Here is a 16,469-nt window from a genome sequence, read left to right as displayed (position 1 = left end):
CCGCCCGGGCCAGCCCCGAAACCTTGAAGCACCAGCCCTCCCAAGGTGAACCCATGACCTGCCGCACCTCCGCCCTCAACTGGATCGACGTCCTCTACAACTCCGTGCGCAAGACGCCCGGCGGCGTGGCCGACGCGGCCGCGTTCCTAGCTGATCGCCGCGGCAAGACCATGCACCCGGAGACGCTGCGCGCGAAGCTGCGCGGCCTGGAGGGTGAGTCGGTATCGATCGAGATCGCCGAACTGCTTGCCGAGTGGATGCAGGAGAAGGCTGGCGGCAGCGAGTACGCCCTGGAGTGGATGCAGGCGCTGGCCGGCCGCCTCGGGATGGCCGTGGACGTGGTGCCGCCTCCGCCGGAGGGCGGCTGGCCGGACGAGATCGGCGCGCTGCAGCTGAAGCTGCTTGACATCACCACCGGCGTTGGCCGCCTGACCGGCACGGCCGTTGAGGCCATGCAGGACCGCTGCATCAACAGCGACGAGGCCGAGCTGATGGTCATCGGCCGCGATGAGTCGAGCTATAGGGAGCGCTGGCGTGGCGTGTACGAGTGGCTGCTGGATAAAATGCGGGAAGCTGAACAGGACGCGGCAGCCACAATGGCCAGGTCGCTCCGCAACCTCCCGGAGACCGTGTGTTCTCATCAGATCGATTGAGATATTGGCTCGCTTACGCGCAGCAGAATGCTGTACCCGAACGAATTCCTCGTACAGGTAAGGCAGGCGCGGCGGTTCGAGGCGTGAGTGTCACCCTAACTTTGGGCGATGAGGAGCTTCACTTCGTCAAGGTAGAAGGGGATCGAGTCCACTGCTTGGGTCTTGATGGCGACGGTCATTTTTCAGTAGAGCAGATCATCAGCATCTACGATGCTTGGCGAGCTAATCCTAAGATTGAGGATTACTGGGGTCTTGGAATCCTGGAGTGGGAATTTGGTGCCCGCCGGCGACTGGGTCAACACTGGCAACACCTGTGCAACGCCGAGTGGTCCACCTGCTGGAACAGTGGTGTGGGAATGCGCCTTTGGGAGCGACGCCGATTACCCCTTCTGTCGCATCGAATTCATGATGAACTCAACTTTTTGGGGGCAGGCGTCGATCGATCATTGGACTGAGCAGTCCGAGTATTCCGAGTCGGCAATCATCAATGTTCCTGTCACTTCTTGCGCGTCAGGGAAGGCGAGTGCGTTGGCCTATGTCACTTATGGGAGAGTAGAGTGTCTCTAGAGACGGACGATAGGTCTGCATTCGGTGGGTCTGCTACATAGAGAAAGTCTGCTCCGTTCAAGAGTCCGTAAGGGGCTGTGGCGCTGGTGATACACAAAAGGAATCTCGAGATGAAGAATGAGGAGCTTTCCCCGTCCGGGCTCGGTGGCGAATGCCGCAATGCCTCAACGTATGTGAGCGGCATCTTGCATTCGCTGCGTAGGGTTGTTGGAGCCCTCGTTCAGTTCGGTCGCACTTGGTCCGGGCGATCCAGTCGCGAACGGACTGCGAGATTGCTGGCGTCACCAGCCGTTTTTTTGCTCTGTCTGCCCGGCGCCTTCGCTCAGACAGTCACCTACATCCATACAGATGTGCAGGGGTCAGTCATTGCGGAGTCGGACGCGAACGGTGTCGTTACCCGCCGGGTCGTCTATGAACCCTACGGCGCAGAGGTGAATGGGCAGGCGAATGACCGCCCTGGCTATGCAGGGCACGTCAGCGACTCGATGACCGGTCTTTCGCAAATGCAGCAGCGCTATTACGACCCTCAGATAGGGATGTTCCTGTCTGTGGATCCAGTAACGGCCTACAGTGACCCGGTTAGCCAGTTTCACCGCTACAGATATGCTAACAATAATCCGTATCGTTTCACGGATCCTGACGGCCGGCAAAGTGTTGGAGAGATGATTGATTCGGGTGCGGAGGGCTGCGGTCCCGTGTCCTGCGCCGGTTGGGCGACCTTGAGCGCCGCCTGGACGGTTCTTGGGGCTGAAGGGATCAGTCAGATTTCTGACAAGGGATGGGGATCAGTCAACTCAGGTGACAGGGTAGGGGCTGGGCTGGAGATAGCGGCGGTTCTCCCCCCGGTGAAAATGCTGAGAGGCGCCAGCCTTATCGCCAAGGAAGGTATCATGTCGATGAATTTTAGCCGGCCTCAGCTTCAGCATGCTTTCAAGCATGCCGGCGACTTTGGCGTAGCAGGAAATGCTAACAACAAGACGTTAACGGAGTTCGGGTCCGCAATTGAGCGGCATGTGGCAAGTGATTCAACTGTGGCCATTCAAGGAACATACCGCGGCAACGATGTCACGCATTTCGTTGATCCCGCGACTGGGCTTAATGTGATGAAAGATTCGTCGGGCAGCTTCCTTTCAGGTTGGAAGCTGAGCAACCAGCAGCTGAACCACGTGCTCGAGAGTGGATCGCTCGGAGGTTCAAAATGATTCGGAAAGTTGCTGAGTATCTCTCTCTAATCGATGCTTTCGTTGGCGGCGAAATTGATGCCGACGAGTTCAGTGGAAGGTATTTAGAGAAGTTCAAGAATGAGGATGTAGCGCTTCCCGAAGAGAGCTTTATGGTCTTGGATGGGCTGTTCGGGGATGCGGATTCGTATACAGATGACGAAAAGCTGTTGGCGTCACTGCCTGCCTTCTACCTGAACGCTGAGCAGCTGAAGGAGCAGGCGATGAGTGCCGCAGTTGAGCTGCGCCTAGTGGAGGCACGGGAAGCAGCGCGCTCCCGCCCTCCTTCAAAAACGGGCCGCGCCCGATGATTTCTTGACGACAAAATAGGATGACTGGGGTACCATTTGAGGCACAATTTTTGGATCACCCTCCTGCTGGGTAAGCTGGGAGAATCAATTGGTTGGCGTGAAATAATTCGGTTCCCATCATCGGCTCCATGCTTCCCAGAGCTTTAATGGATTTTGGCCGCTCCGCAAAGTCCTGCCCGCTCCGCAATGTGTACGTTCAGCGTAAGGCAGGGTGCTGTGGTATCTGCTGGGCGTCGTCCCTGCTGAATGCGATGAGGAGCCATGTAGCTGGTTTGTCAAAGTGAAGCTTGCCTTCCATCTAGCTCTCGCTCGTTGATCTCGGTCGTGGTGACCGATAAATGCCCCAGTTGGCCCTGCCCCTCGCGAATGTCATTAGCCGAATCAGCCTTCTCCGTTCCTGCCTTCGCGCGCAGGTCCCGGGGTGCCATAGCGGCGTCGTCACTCGTCTTGTCAAGCCGGTAGCGGAGCGCGGAAGCCGAGTTCCAATCCGCTGTTGTCCATCATAAAGCGAGTGCTGTAGGGCTTGGATCTGCCCTCGGGTAGCTTCTAGCTCTTCCGTTTGGCGATCCGCTCCGGCAATGTCGCGAGCTCACCTGTGATCTCCATGATCAACTTGTTAGTGGACTTCGCCTGCGTAATGGCCAAGCCACGTGGGGTGAGCTGGCAAAGGTCGATGAACTAGACGTCGCCGACGCGCCGGCCGGTGAGGTCGGTGAGGTACATGGCGTCCCGCAGCAAGGCGTCGGCGTGGCGGTAGAGCGCCTGGAACAACTTGTTCTCCACGTACACGCCGCTGCCACACTCCTTGTTTCTTCGGATGCTCTTGCACGGATTGGGCTGTTGACTGCCTTCTGATCGTTAGAGTGAATTGCGAAGCGCACGTGCATAGCCTTGAAATGCCAATTACCGGTTAGATCGCCTCCGCGGAGCTCCCGGTTACTGTGCCCTTGTGTCACTGCATGCGAGTTTGCCTGAAGCCGAACAACTTGGCGGGTCGCTTAGATACGCTGGATGCAAACAGCAAACAGCAAACAGCAAACAGCAAACAGCAAGCAGCAAACAGCAAAGAGCAAAGAGCAAAGAGCAAAGAGCAAGCAGCAAGCAGCAAGCAGCAAAGAGCAAACAGCAGAATGTAAAATGCGAAGGTGATGGCGCAGGCTGAGTACGCCCATGCGCTTCTCCTCCCAGATCACTGTCGCCAACAACGAGATGGATCACTTGTGCTTCCATACAATCTTCCAATGCACCGCGCATTGGTACGCAGTCACAGAAGTTAAGGTCTATATCCAGTAGATTCCTTTCGTCACGTAGCGTGACTCGACACCTGAAAGGACATCAGATGAAGCGTATCACCCTGTATACAGGCTTGGCCGTCGCGTTGGCAGTGGGGCAGGCTTCCGCCGCCATGCCAGGCTCCCGTTATCTGCAGCTTGCCGCTGATCAACTGGTACAACCCGGCACTGCCACTCTGCTTTCAAGCGATATCGAATTAAGCGCGCCTAGCTGGGTATACGTACAGTCGGACGGGCGCTACTTCCCTGGAGGCAGCTCTGCAGCCAGTGCCTACATCACCATCAACGGCGAGGTCGTCTCTAACGACAGCTATATCGACTGGCGCCAGTCGACGTCCGCCCAGCAGCATTCGTTCAACGTCATCGGTGCCAAGTATCTGCCCGCTGGACGCCACTCGGTCGTCTTGTCCGGACAGGCCATCGGATCGGCGGTCAACTTCGGATCCGCCAGTAACCTCTCCGTGCTCATCACCTCTGCGGGCTCGGTCACCAATAGCCGTCTTCCTAGCGATACCGCGCAGCTGGACTTCAATACGGTCGGCAGTCCAGAAGGAATGGCATTGCTGGCCAAGGACCGCAAGCTGCTAATGACCGCCCAGGCAGGCAATCCCGGCGGCCCCATCGTGGCCATGGCATCTGGCCGCGCGTTCGACTGGGGAACCTACGGCGACGGCATGATGGGCATTTTCCTGAACGAGCAGGAGCCTGGCATCGAATCGATGACCTGGTCGATCAACGACATCTTCAATGGCGCAGAAACGCAGGCTCCGTTCTATTCGCAGGGCCTGTTCATCAACCCGCCGGCTTACAGCAGCGTCAGCTTCGTCGCGTCCGAATCGCCGTACTACCAGCCGCAGGACGCCAATACCAACAACGTGAAGTACAAGTTCGGCGCCAACTCCCGGCTCGTGACGCTGGCTAATGGCTTTGGCGTGGCCGGCAAGGGTTTGAATCCGGGATTCAACTATGCCGCGGCAGGTCCCTACCGGCGCTTCGCATATGTTTGTGTCGGGACCAATGGATTCTCGCCCAGCTGCCCGTCGGTGGGCTCGGAGGTGGTGATCGGTGAGGGCCAGGTTTGCATCCCGCAGGGGCACAACGGTGTGGTGCTGTTCTCGACGAAGTCTCGCGTTCAGGGTGATACGAACGATGGTGGCGGCAGCGTGTTCCTGTTCCTGAAGATCGATGGCCAGCAGGTGGGAAGTCTCGGCACTCAGCAGTTGGGATCCAAGCCAAACTCCGTAAGTACCCGCACTATTTCAGCCAGCTACCTGAGCGCGGGCTCTTCCGCACTAGGAACGGGCTGCCACACCGTACAGGCCGTAGCGCAGGCGCTGGGAGATTTCCGACACATGTCGTTCAATGCCGACATGCCGCTGGTCTGGTTCGACTGACCCCCCGCGCTACACGACGCCGGTGGCGGGGTTCGCCCTGTCATCGGCATCCCGAAACCCTGCTGCTCGCGGAAGGTCAGCTTCCCCCGTCGCACCAGACATGCTGTGAGAAGTTTTTCAAAACGGGTGGCAACTAAGATACGCACCGGTCTCTGAGCTAGGTAAGTCAGTGATTCTTTGCCCCGCGGGACACCGATCCAGCCGCACCTTGATCGAAATGGAGCGATAGCGGAATTGTGCAGAGCAACCCTAAGCCTGCTCGGGCAATACTCGGAGGAGTCGTATTTGAACTCTAGTTTCGTCGCGACCAGCGCTTGCGATCAGATTCCTGCTCCGTTTTTTGCGGGATCGCGTCTCATTATCGGAGACGCCGCGTTGCCATCATTGCCGTTCAATCTGATGAGGAGCCGCAATGAGTCAGTCAAGTGCAATTGATCTGCCATCTATCTCTGACATGTTGGAGCGAGTCAAGCTCCAAGAGAGCAGGAAAACTGGAAGGAAGGATCGCTGCGCAGTAATTGCGATGGCCGTTCTGCTGGGTTTAATGGCAGCTGTGGTTGCCGTAGCGAAGTTTGGATGGATGGGCATGGTGACTGCGAAATACACCGTGGTCCTGCTTTACGCGCTGCTTGTACTCGTTTACGCAACATGGGTAGCTCTGATGCTGGTAGAGGTGTTCAATCATGTGAAGGCTGGTTTTAGGCAGGCCGCGCAAAAGGTAGATCGCCAGATTGCTCACCAGAGAGAGCTTATCAGCTGGCTCAGTAGTTACCCCCGTGAGCTGCTCCGAGAGCGGGCTATGCTGGTTGAATTAGAATCCAAAAGCTGGACGCGAAGAGCCGGTATCGGCGTTGCATTCGGTGCTGCGTTTACGGTGGGTCTCAGTCTTTTGGCGGCCGCAGTCAAAGTGAACAGTACGTCGCTGCCGTCGTCCGTGCCGATGTTGAACAGTTATGTGAATACAATATCCGTCACCGTCTATGCGGTCATGTTTGGGCTCCTCCTGGGTTCGGCAATGGCGTGCGTCTTCGCAGCGAGGCTGGAGAAGGTCGCAGGGGTTTTCAAAGAGGCCGCAGAAAGAGGGAACGCGGTCTGAGCGTGGAAGCGCACGTGAGGGGTCTACGGCTAGCCGGCTGCGCTTGAACGTGCGGCCGGCGTGAGTGCTGGGGTTCTTGGCGATGGGGTTTATTGGTTTTGACACCTCCACCACACGCGCCACACGCTATGCTTCGCGCTTTCCCGCCCCCTGCGCCGCGATGAAACTCGCCATCCTGTCCCGCAACAGCAAGCTGTACTCCACGCGTCGCCTGGTGGAGGCCGCGCGTACGCGGGGCCATACCGTGCGCATCCTCGATCCGCTGCGCTGTTACATGCGCATCGCTGCGGACGGCTTCACCATGCATTACAAGGGGCGGCCGATCACCGGGGTGGATGCGGTGATCCCGCGCATCGGTGCCTCGGTCACCCGATACGGGACGGCGGTGCTGCGCCAGTTCGAGATGATGGGCGCCCGCACGCCCAACCCCTCCGATGCCATCCTGCGCGCCCGTGACAAGCTGCGGGCGCACCAGATCCTGGCCTCCAAGGGCATCGACATGCCGGTCACGGTGTTCGGCGACAACCCGGACGACACCGTCGATCTGCTCTCGATGCTCGGCCCGCCGCCACACGTGGTGAAGCTCAACGAGGGCACCCAGGGCCGCGGCGTGATCCTGACCGAGAAGGCCAGCGCCTCGCGCGGCATCGTGGAGGCACTGCGCGGGCTGTACGCCAACTTCCTGATGCAGGAGTTCATCGGTGAGGCGCAGGGCGCGGACCTGCGCTGCCTGGTGGTGGGCGACCAGGTGGTCGGGGCGATGCAGCGCCAGGCGCCGGAGGGCGACTTCCGCTCGAATCTGCATGCCGGCGGCAGTGCCCGCGCGGCCAAGGCCAGCCGGGCGGAGCAGCAGGTGGCCGTGCGCTCGGCCAAGGCGCTGGGGCTGGGCGTGGCCGGGGTCGATCTGATTCGCTCCAGCCGTGGCCCGCTGGTGCTGGAGGTCAACTCCACCCCCGGGCTGGAGGGCATTGAGGCGATCTGCCAGGCCGATCTTGCCGGGCGCATCATCGACCACGTGGTTTCTCTAAAAAAGCCATCCATTACAAAGGGTTGAGAGGCCTTTGCAAGGCAGGGTGAGGTCTTAACATCGGTTTAATCGACCCCGGCGTAGGCTCTGTCGAACCGCAGCTCTGCCCTCCTCAGCAGGAACGGTAATCGGGAAACACCTTCAGGCCCGGTCAGCGCCAGCTGTCCGGGCCTTTTTCCGGGTGGCGTCGGTCGATTCCACCCTGCCATCAGTAACTTGTGGGCGTCGCTTCCAAGCTCGTAAAGTTGGCGCTCATACATGTGGATAAGGATGTCGCGGATGTATCGATTGCTCGCTATTGCAGTGCTTGCAAGCCTCCCCTTGGCCGCGCAGGCCAGCGCTGACGGCAAGGGCCGGGACGCTGCGGTGGCCATCACCGCCGATGCGCCCGTGGCCGAGCAACTGGCCAATGTCGAACGCGCGCTGGGAAGCGAGGCTTACAGTGAAATCAGCATGGAAGACAAAAGCCGGGTGCAGGCGGCCGTGAGCCGTATCCGCAACCGGATGGGCGACCGTGAACGTATGAACCAGCTACCGGAGCAGCAGCGCACCGAGATCTTCAACGATCAGGAAGTGGTCAATACCATCATGACCCGTGCAAAGGCCGACAGCCGCATGGTCTGCCGCCGCGAGCGCGCCACTGGCAGCAACATGAACAAGAGCGTCTGCATGACCGTGGCCCAGCGCCGGGAAGCGATGGAACGGGCCAAGAGCCTGATGGACGATCCGCGCCGCTTGGCACCCAAGGAAATGACGCTTTGACGCGGCCTCAGCATTCGACGGTGTCTAATGTTAACAATGAAGCCTGTATCTTCAGCCTGAACCCGCGCCGCGCGCTCCGACGCGCAGCGGTGCAGGTCAGTCTTTTCCGTCGAACACCCTGAAACAGAGGTCCCAGTGCGAATTCTCGTCATCGAAGACAACAGCGACATTGCCGCCAACCTGGGCGATTACCTCGAAGACCGCGGTCACACCGTCGACTTCGCCGCCGACGGCGTCACCGGCCTGCATCTGGCGGTCGTCCATGAGTTCGACGCGATCGTGCTGGACCTCAACCTGCCCGGCATGGACGGGATCGAGGTCTGCCGCAAGCTCCGCAACGAAGCGCGCAAGCAGACCCCCGTGCTGATGCTGACCGCCCGCGATTCGCTGGACAACAAGCTGGCCGGGTTTGATTCCGGTGCCGATGACTACCTGATCAAGCCGTTCGCGCTGCAGGAAGTGGAAGTGCGCTTGAACGCGCTTTCGCGTCGCGGCAAGGGCGTGCAGACCCGCGTGCTGGAAACCGGCGATCTGGAATACAACCTGGACACGCTGGAAGTGCGCCGCCAGGGCAAGCTGCTGCAGCTCAACCCGACCGCGTTGAAGATCCTGCAGGCGCTGATGGAGGCTTCACCGGCCGTCGTCACCCGCCAGGAGCTGGAAACCCGCGTCTGGGGTGAAGAACTGCCGGATTCGGATTCCCTGCGCGTGCATATCCACGGCCTGCGCGCCGTGGTCGACAAGCCTTTCGAGGTCCCGATGATCCAGACCCGTCATGGCATCGGATACCGCATCGCCGCGCCGGAAGCCTGATCCGGTGACGGGGAAGGGGGAGCGCCGCCGCGCGCCATACCGGCGCCGGCTGCGCAGCCGCATCATCGTCTCGTTCGTGCTGTTGGGCTTCTGCCTGACCACGTTGTTTGCGTTCGCCACCAACTGGACCCGCGCCCGCGTGGAAAACCAGCTGGTTGAAGATGTGATGAACCGCAACATCAACGAGTACGCCAAGCGCTTCGCGGCGGACCCCTCGCGCAGCCCCGATCTGCCGGTGCAGCAGATGTACGCCCGGCTGGTCCGGCCGGACAAGTTTGAAGCCCTGCGCCAGGAACAGCCGGACTGGTACAACCTCAACGATGGCATCCACGGCGTAAGCGGTGTGGATGAGGGCGGCAAGCCGTTTTCCTACAAGCTCGCGGTGCGCAAAACGCCAGACGTGTGGTTCTTCCTCGCCTATGACATGACCGAGAGCATCCGCGGGGAGAGCCAGCTCAACCGCGCGCTGTTCTTCTCGGTCCTGGTGTTCAGCGTCCTGTCCCTGGTCCTGGGCTGGTGGTCGGCCTCCAAGGTCATGAAGCCGGTATCCGATCTGGCCGCTCGCCTGCGCGCGTATCGCGGTGGCACCAGCGAGCCGGAGCCGCTGGCGCCGCGCTTCCCGGACGATGAAGTGGGCCAGCTGGCCCAGGCGCTGGACGACTATTCCGCGCGGCTCACCGAGGTGGTGCAGCGCGACCGCGAATTCAACGCGGACGTCAGCCACGAGCTGCGCACGCCGTTGGCGGTGATCCGCGGCGCCACCGAGCTGCTGCTGACCCGCCCCGATCTCGATCCCAAGGTGCTGCAGCGCCTGCAGCGCATCCAGCGGGCCGAGCAGCAATGCACCGATCTGATCGGCGCGCTGCTGTTGCTCTCGCGCAACGAGCGCGGGCAGGGCAGCAGCAATGTCGCGCGGGTCTCCGAACAGCTGCTGGATTCGCATCGCGCCCAGCTGGGTGGCAAGCCGCTGGAGCTGATCCTGGAAGGCAATCACGACCTGGTGATCGATGCCCCGGAATCGGCCCTGTCGGTCGCGTTGGGCAACCTGATCGGCAATGCCGTGAAGTACTCCAAGGAAGGCGCCGTGCGCGTGCGCGTGGGCAACAACGCGGTGGAGGTGATCGACAGCGGCCCGGGCCTGAGCGAAGAGGATGCGGCCAAGCTGTTCCAGCGCGGCTACCGCGGCACGCATGCAGGCCATTCGCAGGGCGGGGGCATCGGCCTGTCCATCGTCAGCCGCCTGTGCGATCTGTATGGCTGGCAGGTCAACGTCCGCCCGGGCGTGGAGCGCGGTGTCATCGCGACGCTGACCTTCTCCCCGGCGTAAGACGGCAGAGCCGACCGTTGGTCGGCGCCTCCCGATCTACCGCGCCGCCAGCGCCCGATACGCCCGATCCAGCCGCTCCACATGCGCCTGCAGATGATCCGGGTGCCCGTCATTGACCACCACATCATCGGCCATTGCCAGGCGCGCCTCGCGGCTGGCCTGGGCAGCGATCATGCGGTCGGCCAGAACGGTATCGATGCCATCGCGCTGCATCAGCCGTGCGTGCTGCACGGCCACCGGCACGTCCACCACCAGGATACGGTCCAGCCACGGGTACTGCTGGCGGCCACCGGCTTCGGTCAGCAGGGGGATCGCGGCGATCGCATAGGGCCCTTCGGCCTGCTCGCAGGTCTGGCGCAACAGCTGACGGATCGCCGGATGGGTGATCGCCTCCAGCGCCTGGCGCTCCTGCGCGGAGTCGAAGATGCGCGCACGCAGCGCGGCACGGTCCAGCTGGCCATCGGCCAGCAGGATGTTCGTTCCGAAATGCGCGGCAATCCGCGCCAGCCCCTCGCTGCCCGGTGCGACCACCGCGCGGGCCGCCAGATCGGCGTCGGCCACGGTGATGCCCAGCGCTTCGAAGCGACGGCTGACCTCGCTCTTGCCGGCGGCAATGCCGCCGGTCAGCCCGATGACGAAGCGGCTCATTGCACCGGCCTCAACGCAGGCCGGCGTAGCTCAGGTAGCCGTTGATCAACGGCTCGCCCCACATGAAGACGATCCAGCCGGCGATGGCCAGGTACGGCCCGAACGGGATCGGCGTGGCACGGTCGCGGCCGCGCGAGTACAGCCAGATCGAGCCGATGATGGCGCCCACGATGGACGACAGCAGGATGATCGGCAGGATGCCCTTGAGCCCGCACCAGGCGCCCAGGGCGGCCAGCAGCTTGAAATCGCCGTGGCCCATGCCTTCCTTGCCGGTGATCTGCTTGAACAGCCACCACACCGACCACAAGGACAGATAGCCGGCCAGCGCACCCAGCAGAGCCGGTTTGGCCGGCATGTACAGGTTGTCGCTGGCCGCGATCAGGCCCAGCCACATCAACGGCAGGGTCAACTGATCCGGTAACAACTGGGTACGCAGATCGATGCCGGACAGCGCCACCAGGAAGCAGCTCAGCACGATCGCGCCGAAGCCCTGCCAGCCGAACCCGAACTGCCAGACGCTGGCGAGCACCAGCACGGCGGTCAGCAGCTCCACCAGCGGGTACTGGACCGAGATCGGGGCATGGCAATGGCGGCACTTGCCGCGCAGCGCCAGCCAGCTGAACAGCGGGATGTTCTCGTACCAGGACAGCTTGTGCTTGCAGTGCGGGCAGTGCGACGGCTCCACCACGATCCCCGGCGGGGGCGGCTCGTAGATGTCCGGCTCTTCCAGCACCTCGCGCGCATCGCGCTTCCACTCCCACTCCAGCCGCTTGGGCAGGCGCAGGATGACGACGTTGAGGAAGCTGCCAAGGAGCAGCCCCAGTCCGGCCGCGGCGGGGTAGCCGAGGATGGGATGCTGGTCGAGAAATGCCATTGATTAGTTATCCAACTACCGCGCCGAGTTTGAAGATGGGCAGGTACATGCCGATCACCATGCCGCCGACAAGAGTACCAATGAACACCATGATCATCGGCTCCATCAGGCTGCTCAGGGCGTCCACGGCATTGTTGACCTCCTGCTCATAATACTCGGCCACCTTGAACAACATGGTGTCCAGCGCGCCGGCCTCTTCGCCGATGGCGGTCATCTGCACCACCATGTGCGGGAAGATGTTGACCTGCTTCATCGCCATGTTGACCGGGTAGCCGACGGACACGTCGTCGCGCATGCGCAGCACCGCTTCTTCGTAGACCTTGTTGCCGGTGGCGCCGGCGACGATACCCAAAGCTTCCACCAGTGGCACGCCGGCCTTGAAGGTGACGGCCGTGGTGCGGGCGAAGCGGGCGATCGCGCTGTTGTTCATGATCTGGCCGATGACCGGGACCTTGAGGATCCATCGGTCCATGGTGTGCTGCATGGTCGGCGAGCGCTTGTAGGCGTAGATGAAGCCGAATATCGAGACCAGTATTACGCCGAGAAGGGCCCACCAATACGACACCATGAAGCGCGACGCGCTCACGATGATCTGGGTGAATGCCGGCAGTTCAGCACCAAAGCTGGAGAACACTTCTTCAAACTGCGGGACTACGAAGAGCAGCAGGATCGCGCTGACGATGATGGCTACGGCAACGATCATGGCAGGGTAGAACAAGGCCTTCTTGATCTTGCCTTTCAGGCCTTCGATGTTCTCTTTATAGGTGGCGATCGTATCCAGCACGGTTTCGAGGACGCCAGCGCCTTCGCCAGCGCGCACCAGGTTGCGATAGAGCTCATCGAACTGGACGGGATGACGGCTGATAGCTTCGTAAAGCGAAGAGCCGCCTTCGATGTCCGTGCGGACCGAGTCGACCAGCTTCCGCATCCGCGGATTCTTGTGCCCGCTGCCAATGATCTCCAGAGAGCTGACGATTGGTACGCCAGACTTCATCATGATCGCCATCTGGCGACTGAAGAAGGCGATGTCCTTGGCGCCGACGGGAGAGCCTGCCGATCCGAAGAGTGGCTTGGGCTTGGGCTTGACCACGCTGGGCATGATTCCCTGCCGACGCAGTTCCGCGCGCAGCAGGTTGGCGTTCTTGGCGGGCTGTTCGCCCTTCATCTTGATGCCCCGCTTGTCGGTCCCCTCCCAGACAAACGGCTGCAACTCATTGGTATTGCGAGCGATCGGCTCTTTCTTGATTGCGCTACGGCTGACAGACATACAGGGCTCCCCAGCCACACCATCCCCAGGCGGGCTATCTCGCCGCATGGTAGCCGGTTCCGGGGGGCGTTGGCAGTCCTGCCGCGGTCCGCTGTGGTCGGCGCGCCCGGACCAGGGGTGTCAAAAGGTGACGCAGCAGGTCACATTGCCGGATACGTCGCAAATTGTTGTGCGGGGGGTTCCAATCCTGAAGATTGGTGCCATCATTGCGCCGGGGAATGCTGGGGAGCATTGCTGGCACTGTTGGCACGCAACCTGCTTCGATCCACCCGCACAGGGCGCCCGCCTCGCTCACCCGGTTCGCCGGTCAGGCAACGGCCCAGTGCCCTATCTATATTTCTACCTCTAGGGGATGTACTCATGAAGAAGCAGCAGGGCTTTACCCTGATCGAACTGATGATCGTTGTGGCGATCATCGCCATCCTGGCCGCCATCGCGCTGCCGGCTTACCAGGACTACACGATTCGCGCACGCGTTTCGGAAGCTGCTGTGCTGGCCTCGGGTGCCAAGACCACCGTTGCTGAGAACATTGCCAACAATGGTGGCGCTATCGCTGCTGGCGCGTGCGCTGGCGTGGATGACACTGATCCGGCCACCACCAACGTCGGCACGCTGACCTGCACCGATGCAACGGGCGTGATCGCTGTCACGACCACCGAGAAGGCCGGTGAAGTCACCCTGACCTTCACCCCGTCGGAAGGCGACGGTGCTGCAGGAACCACTTGGGCATGCGTTGGTACGGGTGGTAAGCCTGCTTACTATCCTGCCGAATGCCGGACCGTAACTCCGTAAAGCGTTTGGGTGACCAAAATTAAGAGCCCCGCTTCGGCGGGGCTTTTTTTGGCACGATTAATGCGACGTGGCTTCCAGTATGGAAGGGTTCTTACCAGCCCAAAGGGGGGGAAGGGTGAGCAAGGTGGATGGGTTCACACTCATAGAGTTGATGATTGTTGTGGCAATCATCGCTGTGCTTGCAGCGTTGGCATTTCCTGCATATCAGGACTACACGGTGCGAGCCCGCGTTTCTGAGGCGATCGTCATGGTGTCCGGCGTGAAAGTTACAGTTACGGAAAACATAAACAATATCAACGAGCTAAACGCAACGGCATGTAACGGTGTTGCGCCAACGACAGCATCAACTACAAATGTTGCGAGCCTAACCTGTACGGGTAGTGGCGTAATCACCGTGAGTACGACAGACAAGGCTGGAGCGGTGACTCTTGTCCTTACACCGACATATGTACCTAGCGAGGTCGTGCGCTGGGCGTGTGTAGTCCGCGGCGGGTTGAACAAGTATGTCCCGGCTGAGTGCAGGGTGTAGATGGGGTAGCGCGCGAGGGCTAGGCACACGCGGCGCGTCCAAGGCGCTAAGCTTGCCTCGATACACTTTTAGGACTTATCGCCGATGAATGCGATTGCCACAGTCAATCTTGTTGGGATCACTGGTATCGCGCGCCGCTTGGTACAAGACGGCGCGATTGATGAGATGTCGGCGCGCGAGGCTATGGCACAGGCAGCCGCTGCGCGATTGCCACTTCCGCAGTGGTTCTCACAGAAGAAGTTGGTCACCAGCGCCCAGCTTGCTGCAGCCAACGCGCTGGAATTTGGTATGCCGCTGCTGGATGTGTCCGCCTTCGACAACAACCATAACGCTATGGGTTTTGTCAGCGAAGAGCTGCTGCGCAAGCATCACGTACTGCCACTCTTCAAACGTGGGGGCAGGCTGTTTGTCGGGACCAGTGATCCCACTCATTCGTTGGACGAGATCAAGTTCCACACCAACTTGGTGGTGGAGCCAATCCTCGTCGATGAGGACCAGATTCGCCGAACGCTGGAGCAGTGGCAGTCCAAACAGGATACTTTGGGCTCGGCGCTGGGCGGCGATGATGACATGGGCGACCTGGACGTCTCCGCTGGCGACGAAGAGGGTGGAGTCGGCGACTCCGGCATCGACGCCAAAGGCGACGACACGCCCGTTGTTAAGTTCGTCAACAAAGTCCTCGTAGACGCCATCCGCAAAGGCGCCTCGGACATCCACTTCGAACCCTACGAAGACGACTATCGCGTGCGCCTGCGCATCGATGGTCTGCTCAAGAACGTGGCCAAGGCCCCGGTCAAGCTCAATCAGCGCATCGCCGCGCGCCTGAAGGTGATGGCGCAGCTGGATATCGCCGAGAAGCGCGTGCCGCAGGATGGGCGCATCAAGCTCAACCTGTCCAAGACCAAGCAGATCGATTTCCGCGTCAGCACGCTGCCCACCCTGTTCGGCGAAAAAGTCGTGCTGCGTATCCTCGATGGCAGCGCGGCCAAGCTCGGTATCGACAAACTCGGTTACGAGCCGGCCCAGCAGAAGCTGTTCCTGGATGCGATCCACAAGCCCTACGGCATGGTGCTGGTCACCGGCCCGACCGGCTCGGGTAAGACGGTCTCGCTGTATACCGCGCTGGGCATCCTCAATGATGAGACGCGCAACATTTCCACCGCCGAAGATCCGGTGGAAATCCGTCTGCCCGGCGTCAACCAGGTGCAGCAGAACGTCAAGCGCGGCATGACTTTCGCTGCGGCGCTGCGCTCATTCCTGCGCCAGGATCCGGACATCATCATGGTCGGCGAAATCCGCGACCTGGAAACGGCCGAGATCGCGATCAAGGCGGCGCAGACGGGCCACATGGTGCTCTCCACGCTGCATACCAACGATGCGCCGCAGACCATCGCTCGCCTGATGAACATGGGCATCGCACCGTACAACATCACCAGCTCGGTGACGCTGGTGATCGCCCAGCGCCTGGCGCGTCGGCTGTGCAACAACTGCAAGCGTCCGGTGGAGCTGCCGGCCAATGCGTTGCTGGCCGAGGGCTTCACCCAGGCGCAGCTGGATGCGGGGATCAAGCTGTTCGAGCCGGTCGGCTGCGATGAGTGCACCGAGGGTTACAAGGGCCGTACTGGTCTGTACCAGGTGATGCCGATGACCGATGAGATCTCGACCATCGTGCTGGCCGGTGGCAATGCGCTGCAGATTGCCGAGGCCGCGCAGCTGGCCGGGGTGAATGATCTGCGCCAGTCGGCGTTGATCAAGGCGGCGGCGGGTGTGACCGGGCTTGCCGAGATCAACCGTGTGACCAAGGATTGAGCGGCGTCGTATGAGCTTGCGAAAAGGCCCGCGAATGCGGGCCTTTTCATTGCTGGGACGATGATCCCGGGCAGCCACCCATGGGGTG

17 protein-coding genes are annotated in these 16,469 nt (G+C 61.1%); 14 read left to right on the top strand and 3 right to left on the bottom strand.

What is annotated here, in order from left to right; all coding sequences use genetic code 11:
* Window positions 1-53: 53 nt before the first annotated feature.
* The 11 genes from ACWV8V_RS18265 (at window position 54) to ACWV8V_RS18215 (ending at window position 10,462) form a co-directional block, all read left to right on the top strand.
* Window positions 54-653 (top strand): hypothetical protein, encoded by a 600-nt coding sequence (locus ACWV8V_RS18265; protein ID WP_455900406.1) that lies wholly within the window; start codon window positions 54-56, stop codon window positions 651-653.
* Between the two features lie 83 nt (window positions 654-736).
* The gene (locus ACWV8V_RS18260) at window positions 737-1,108 is read left to right on the top strand and encodes a hypothetical protein (RefSeq protein WP_455900405.1); all 372 of its coding nucleotides are present in this window, start codon (window positions 737-739) and stop codon (window positions 1,106-1,108) included.
* Window positions 1,109-1,330: 222 nt separating this feature from the next.
* Window positions 1,331-2,422: a colicin D domain-containing protein gene (locus ACWV8V_RS18255; RefSeq protein ID WP_455900404.1), complete on the top strand. Its 1,092-nt coding sequence runs from the start codon at window positions 1,331-1,333 to the stop codon at window positions 2,420-2,422.
* Window positions 2,419-2,751 (top strand): colicin immunity domain-containing protein, encoded by a 333-nt coding sequence (locus ACWV8V_RS18250; protein WP_259259351.1) that lies wholly within the window; start codon window positions 2,419-2,421, stop codon window positions 2,749-2,751. The genes ACWV8V_RS18255 and ACWV8V_RS18250 overlap by 4 nt, the downstream gene beginning before the upstream one ends.
* A 967-nt stretch (window positions 2,752-3,718) precedes the next feature.
* Entirely contained in the window at window positions 3,719-3,913 is a 195-nt protein-coding gene (locus tag ACWV8V_RS18245) for a hypothetical protein (RefSeq protein WP_455900403.1), read from the top strand.
* Between the two features lie 177 nt (window positions 3,914-4,090).
* Window positions 4,091-5,437 carry a hypothetical protein gene (locus tag ACWV8V_RS18240; protein WP_455900402.1) on the top strand — a complete coding sequence of 449 codons (1,347 nt, stop codon included), beginning with the start codon at window positions 4,091-4,093 and terminating at the stop codon, window positions 5,435-5,437.
* A 412-nt stretch (window positions 5,438-5,849) separates the two neighbouring features.
* A complete protein-coding gene (locus ACWV8V_RS18235; RefSeq protein WP_455900401.1) occupies window positions 5,850-6,533 on the top strand; it encodes a hypothetical protein in 684 nt (227 codons plus the stop codon).
* A gap of 160 nt (window positions 6,534-6,693) precedes the next feature.
* The gene (gene rimK / locus ACWV8V_RS18230) at window positions 6,694-7,587 is read left to right on the top strand and encodes a 30S ribosomal protein S6--L-glutamate ligase (RefSeq protein WP_259259357.1); all 894 of its coding nucleotides are present in this window, start codon (window positions 6,694-6,696) and stop codon (window positions 7,585-7,587) included.
* A gap of 252 nt (window positions 7,588-7,839) precedes the next feature.
* Window positions 7,840-8,322, top strand: a complete 483-nt coding sequence (locus ACWV8V_RS18225) for a hypothetical protein (protein ID WP_353086624.1) — start codon at window positions 7,840-7,842, stop codon at window positions 8,320-8,322.
* Window positions 8,323-8,457: 135 nt separating this feature from the next.
* Window positions 8,458-9,135: a response regulator transcription factor gene (locus ACWV8V_RS18220; protein ID WP_019183933.1), complete on the top strand. Its 678-nt coding sequence runs from the start codon at window positions 8,458-8,460 to the stop codon at window positions 9,133-9,135.
* The gene (locus tag ACWV8V_RS18215; RefSeq protein WP_455900400.1) at window positions 9,098-10,462 is read left to right on the top strand and encodes a sensor histidine kinase; all 1,365 of its coding nucleotides are present in this window, start codon (window positions 9,098-9,100) and stop codon (window positions 10,460-10,462) included. The genes ACWV8V_RS18220 and ACWV8V_RS18215 overlap by 38 nt, the downstream gene beginning before the upstream one ends.
* A 36-nt stretch (window positions 10,463-10,498) precedes the next feature.
* On the opposite strand, the gene coaE is transcribed toward ACWV8V_RS18215, so the two are convergent.
* From coaE to ACWV8V_RS18200, 3 genes are read right to left on the bottom strand one after another with little or no spacing between them, the layout of a single operon-like run.
* Window positions 10,499-11,110 carry a dephospho-CoA kinase gene (coaE, locus tag ACWV8V_RS18210; protein ID WP_455900399.1) on the bottom strand — a complete coding sequence of 204 codons (612 nt, stop codon included), beginning with the start codon at window positions 11,108-11,110 and terminating at the stop codon, window positions 10,499-10,501.
* Window positions 11,111-11,120: 10 nt separating this feature from the next.
* Window positions 11,121-11,984: a prepilin peptidase gene (locus ACWV8V_RS18205; protein WP_455900398.1), complete on the bottom strand. Its 864-nt coding sequence runs from the start codon at window positions 11,982-11,984 to the stop codon at window positions 11,121-11,123.
* Window positions 11,985-11,991: 7 nt separating this feature from the next.
* Window positions 11,992-13,251 (bottom strand): type II secretion system F family protein, encoded by a 1,260-nt coding sequence (locus ACWV8V_RS18200; protein WP_455900397.1) that lies wholly within the window; start codon window positions 13,249-13,251, stop codon window positions 11,992-11,994.
* Window positions 13,252-13,611: 360 nt separating this feature from the next.
* On the opposite strand from ACWV8V_RS18200, the gene ACWV8V_RS18195 reads away from it, so the two are divergent.
* The 3 genes from ACWV8V_RS18195 (at window position 13,612) to pilB (ending at window position 16,381) form a co-directional block, all read left to right on the top strand.
* Window positions 13,612-14,043, top strand: coding sequence for a pilin (locus ACWV8V_RS18195; protein WP_455900396.1), 432 nt, complete (start codon window positions 13,612-13,614; stop codon window positions 14,041-14,043).
* A 115-nt stretch (window positions 14,044-14,158) separates the two neighbouring features.
* Complete coding sequence (locus tag ACWV8V_RS18190; protein WP_455900395.1) at window positions 14,159-14,572, top strand: pilin; 414 nt, start codon at window positions 14,159-14,161, stop codon at window positions 14,570-14,572.
* An 84-nt stretch (window positions 14,573-14,656) separates the two neighbouring features.
* Window positions 14,657-16,381, top strand: a complete 1,725-nt coding sequence (pilB, locus tag ACWV8V_RS18185) for a type IV-A pilus assembly ATPase PilB (RefSeq protein WP_455900394.1) — start codon at window positions 14,657-14,659, stop codon at window positions 16,379-16,381.
* The last annotated feature ends 88 nt before the right edge of the window (window positions 16,382-16,469 follow it).

It is taken from the genome of Stenotrophomonas sp. Ker107b, from assembly GCF_053847245.1.
This window is presented reverse-complemented; position numbering and strand designations above follow the sequence as displayed.

Bases quoted from the DNA above. Each gene is read 5' to 3' on its own strand.
- ACWV8V_RS18205 (WP_455900398.1), bottom strand. From the start codon at position 11,984: ATGGCATTTCTCGACCAGCATCCCATCCTCGGCTACCCCGCCGCGGCC.
- ACWV8V_RS18225 (WP_353086624.1), top strand. From the start codon at position 7,840: ATGTATCGATTGCTCGCTATTGCAGTGCTTGCAAGCCTCCCCTTGGCC.
- rimK (WP_259259357.1), top strand. From the start codon at position 6,694: ATGAAACTCGCCATCCTGTCCCGCAACAGCAAGCTGTACTCCACGCGT.
- ACWV8V_RS18255 (WP_455900404.1), top strand. From the start codon at position 1,331: ATGAAGAATGAGGAGCTTTCCCCGTCCGGGCTCGGTGGCGAATGCCGC.
- coaE (WP_455900399.1), bottom strand. From the start codon at position 11,110: ATGAGCCGCTTCGTCATCGGGCTGACCGGCGGCATTGCCGCCGGCAAG.
- ACWV8V_RS18200 (WP_455900397.1), bottom strand. From the start codon at position 13,251: ATGTCTGTCAGCCGTAGCGCAATCAAGAAAGAGCCGATCGCTCGCAAT.
- ACWV8V_RS18250 (WP_259259351.1), top strand. From the start codon at position 2,419: ATGATTCGGAAAGTTGCTGAGTATCTCTCTCTAATCGATGCTTTCGTT.
- ACWV8V_RS18215 (WP_455900400.1), top strand. From the start codon at position 9,098: ATGGCATCGGATACCGCATCGCCGCGCCGGAAGCCTGATCCGGTGACG.
- ACWV8V_RS18265 (WP_455900406.1), top strand. From the start codon at position 54: ATGACCTGCCGCACCTCCGCCCTCAACTGGATCGACGTCCTCTACAAC.
- ACWV8V_RS18240 (WP_455900402.1), top strand. From the start codon at position 4,091: ATGAAGCGTATCACCCTGTATACAGGCTTGGCCGTCGCGTTGGCAGTG.
- ACWV8V_RS18195 (WP_455900396.1), top strand. From the start codon at position 13,612: ATGAAGAAGCAGCAGGGCTTTACCCTGATCGAACTGATGATCGTTGTG.
- ACWV8V_RS18235 (WP_455900401.1), top strand. From the start codon at position 5,850: ATGAGTCAGTCAAGTGCAATTGATCTGCCATCTATCTCTGACATGTTG.
- pilB (WP_455900394.1), top strand. From the start codon at position 14,657: ATGAATGCGATTGCCACAGTCAATCTTGTTGGGATCACTGGTATCGCG.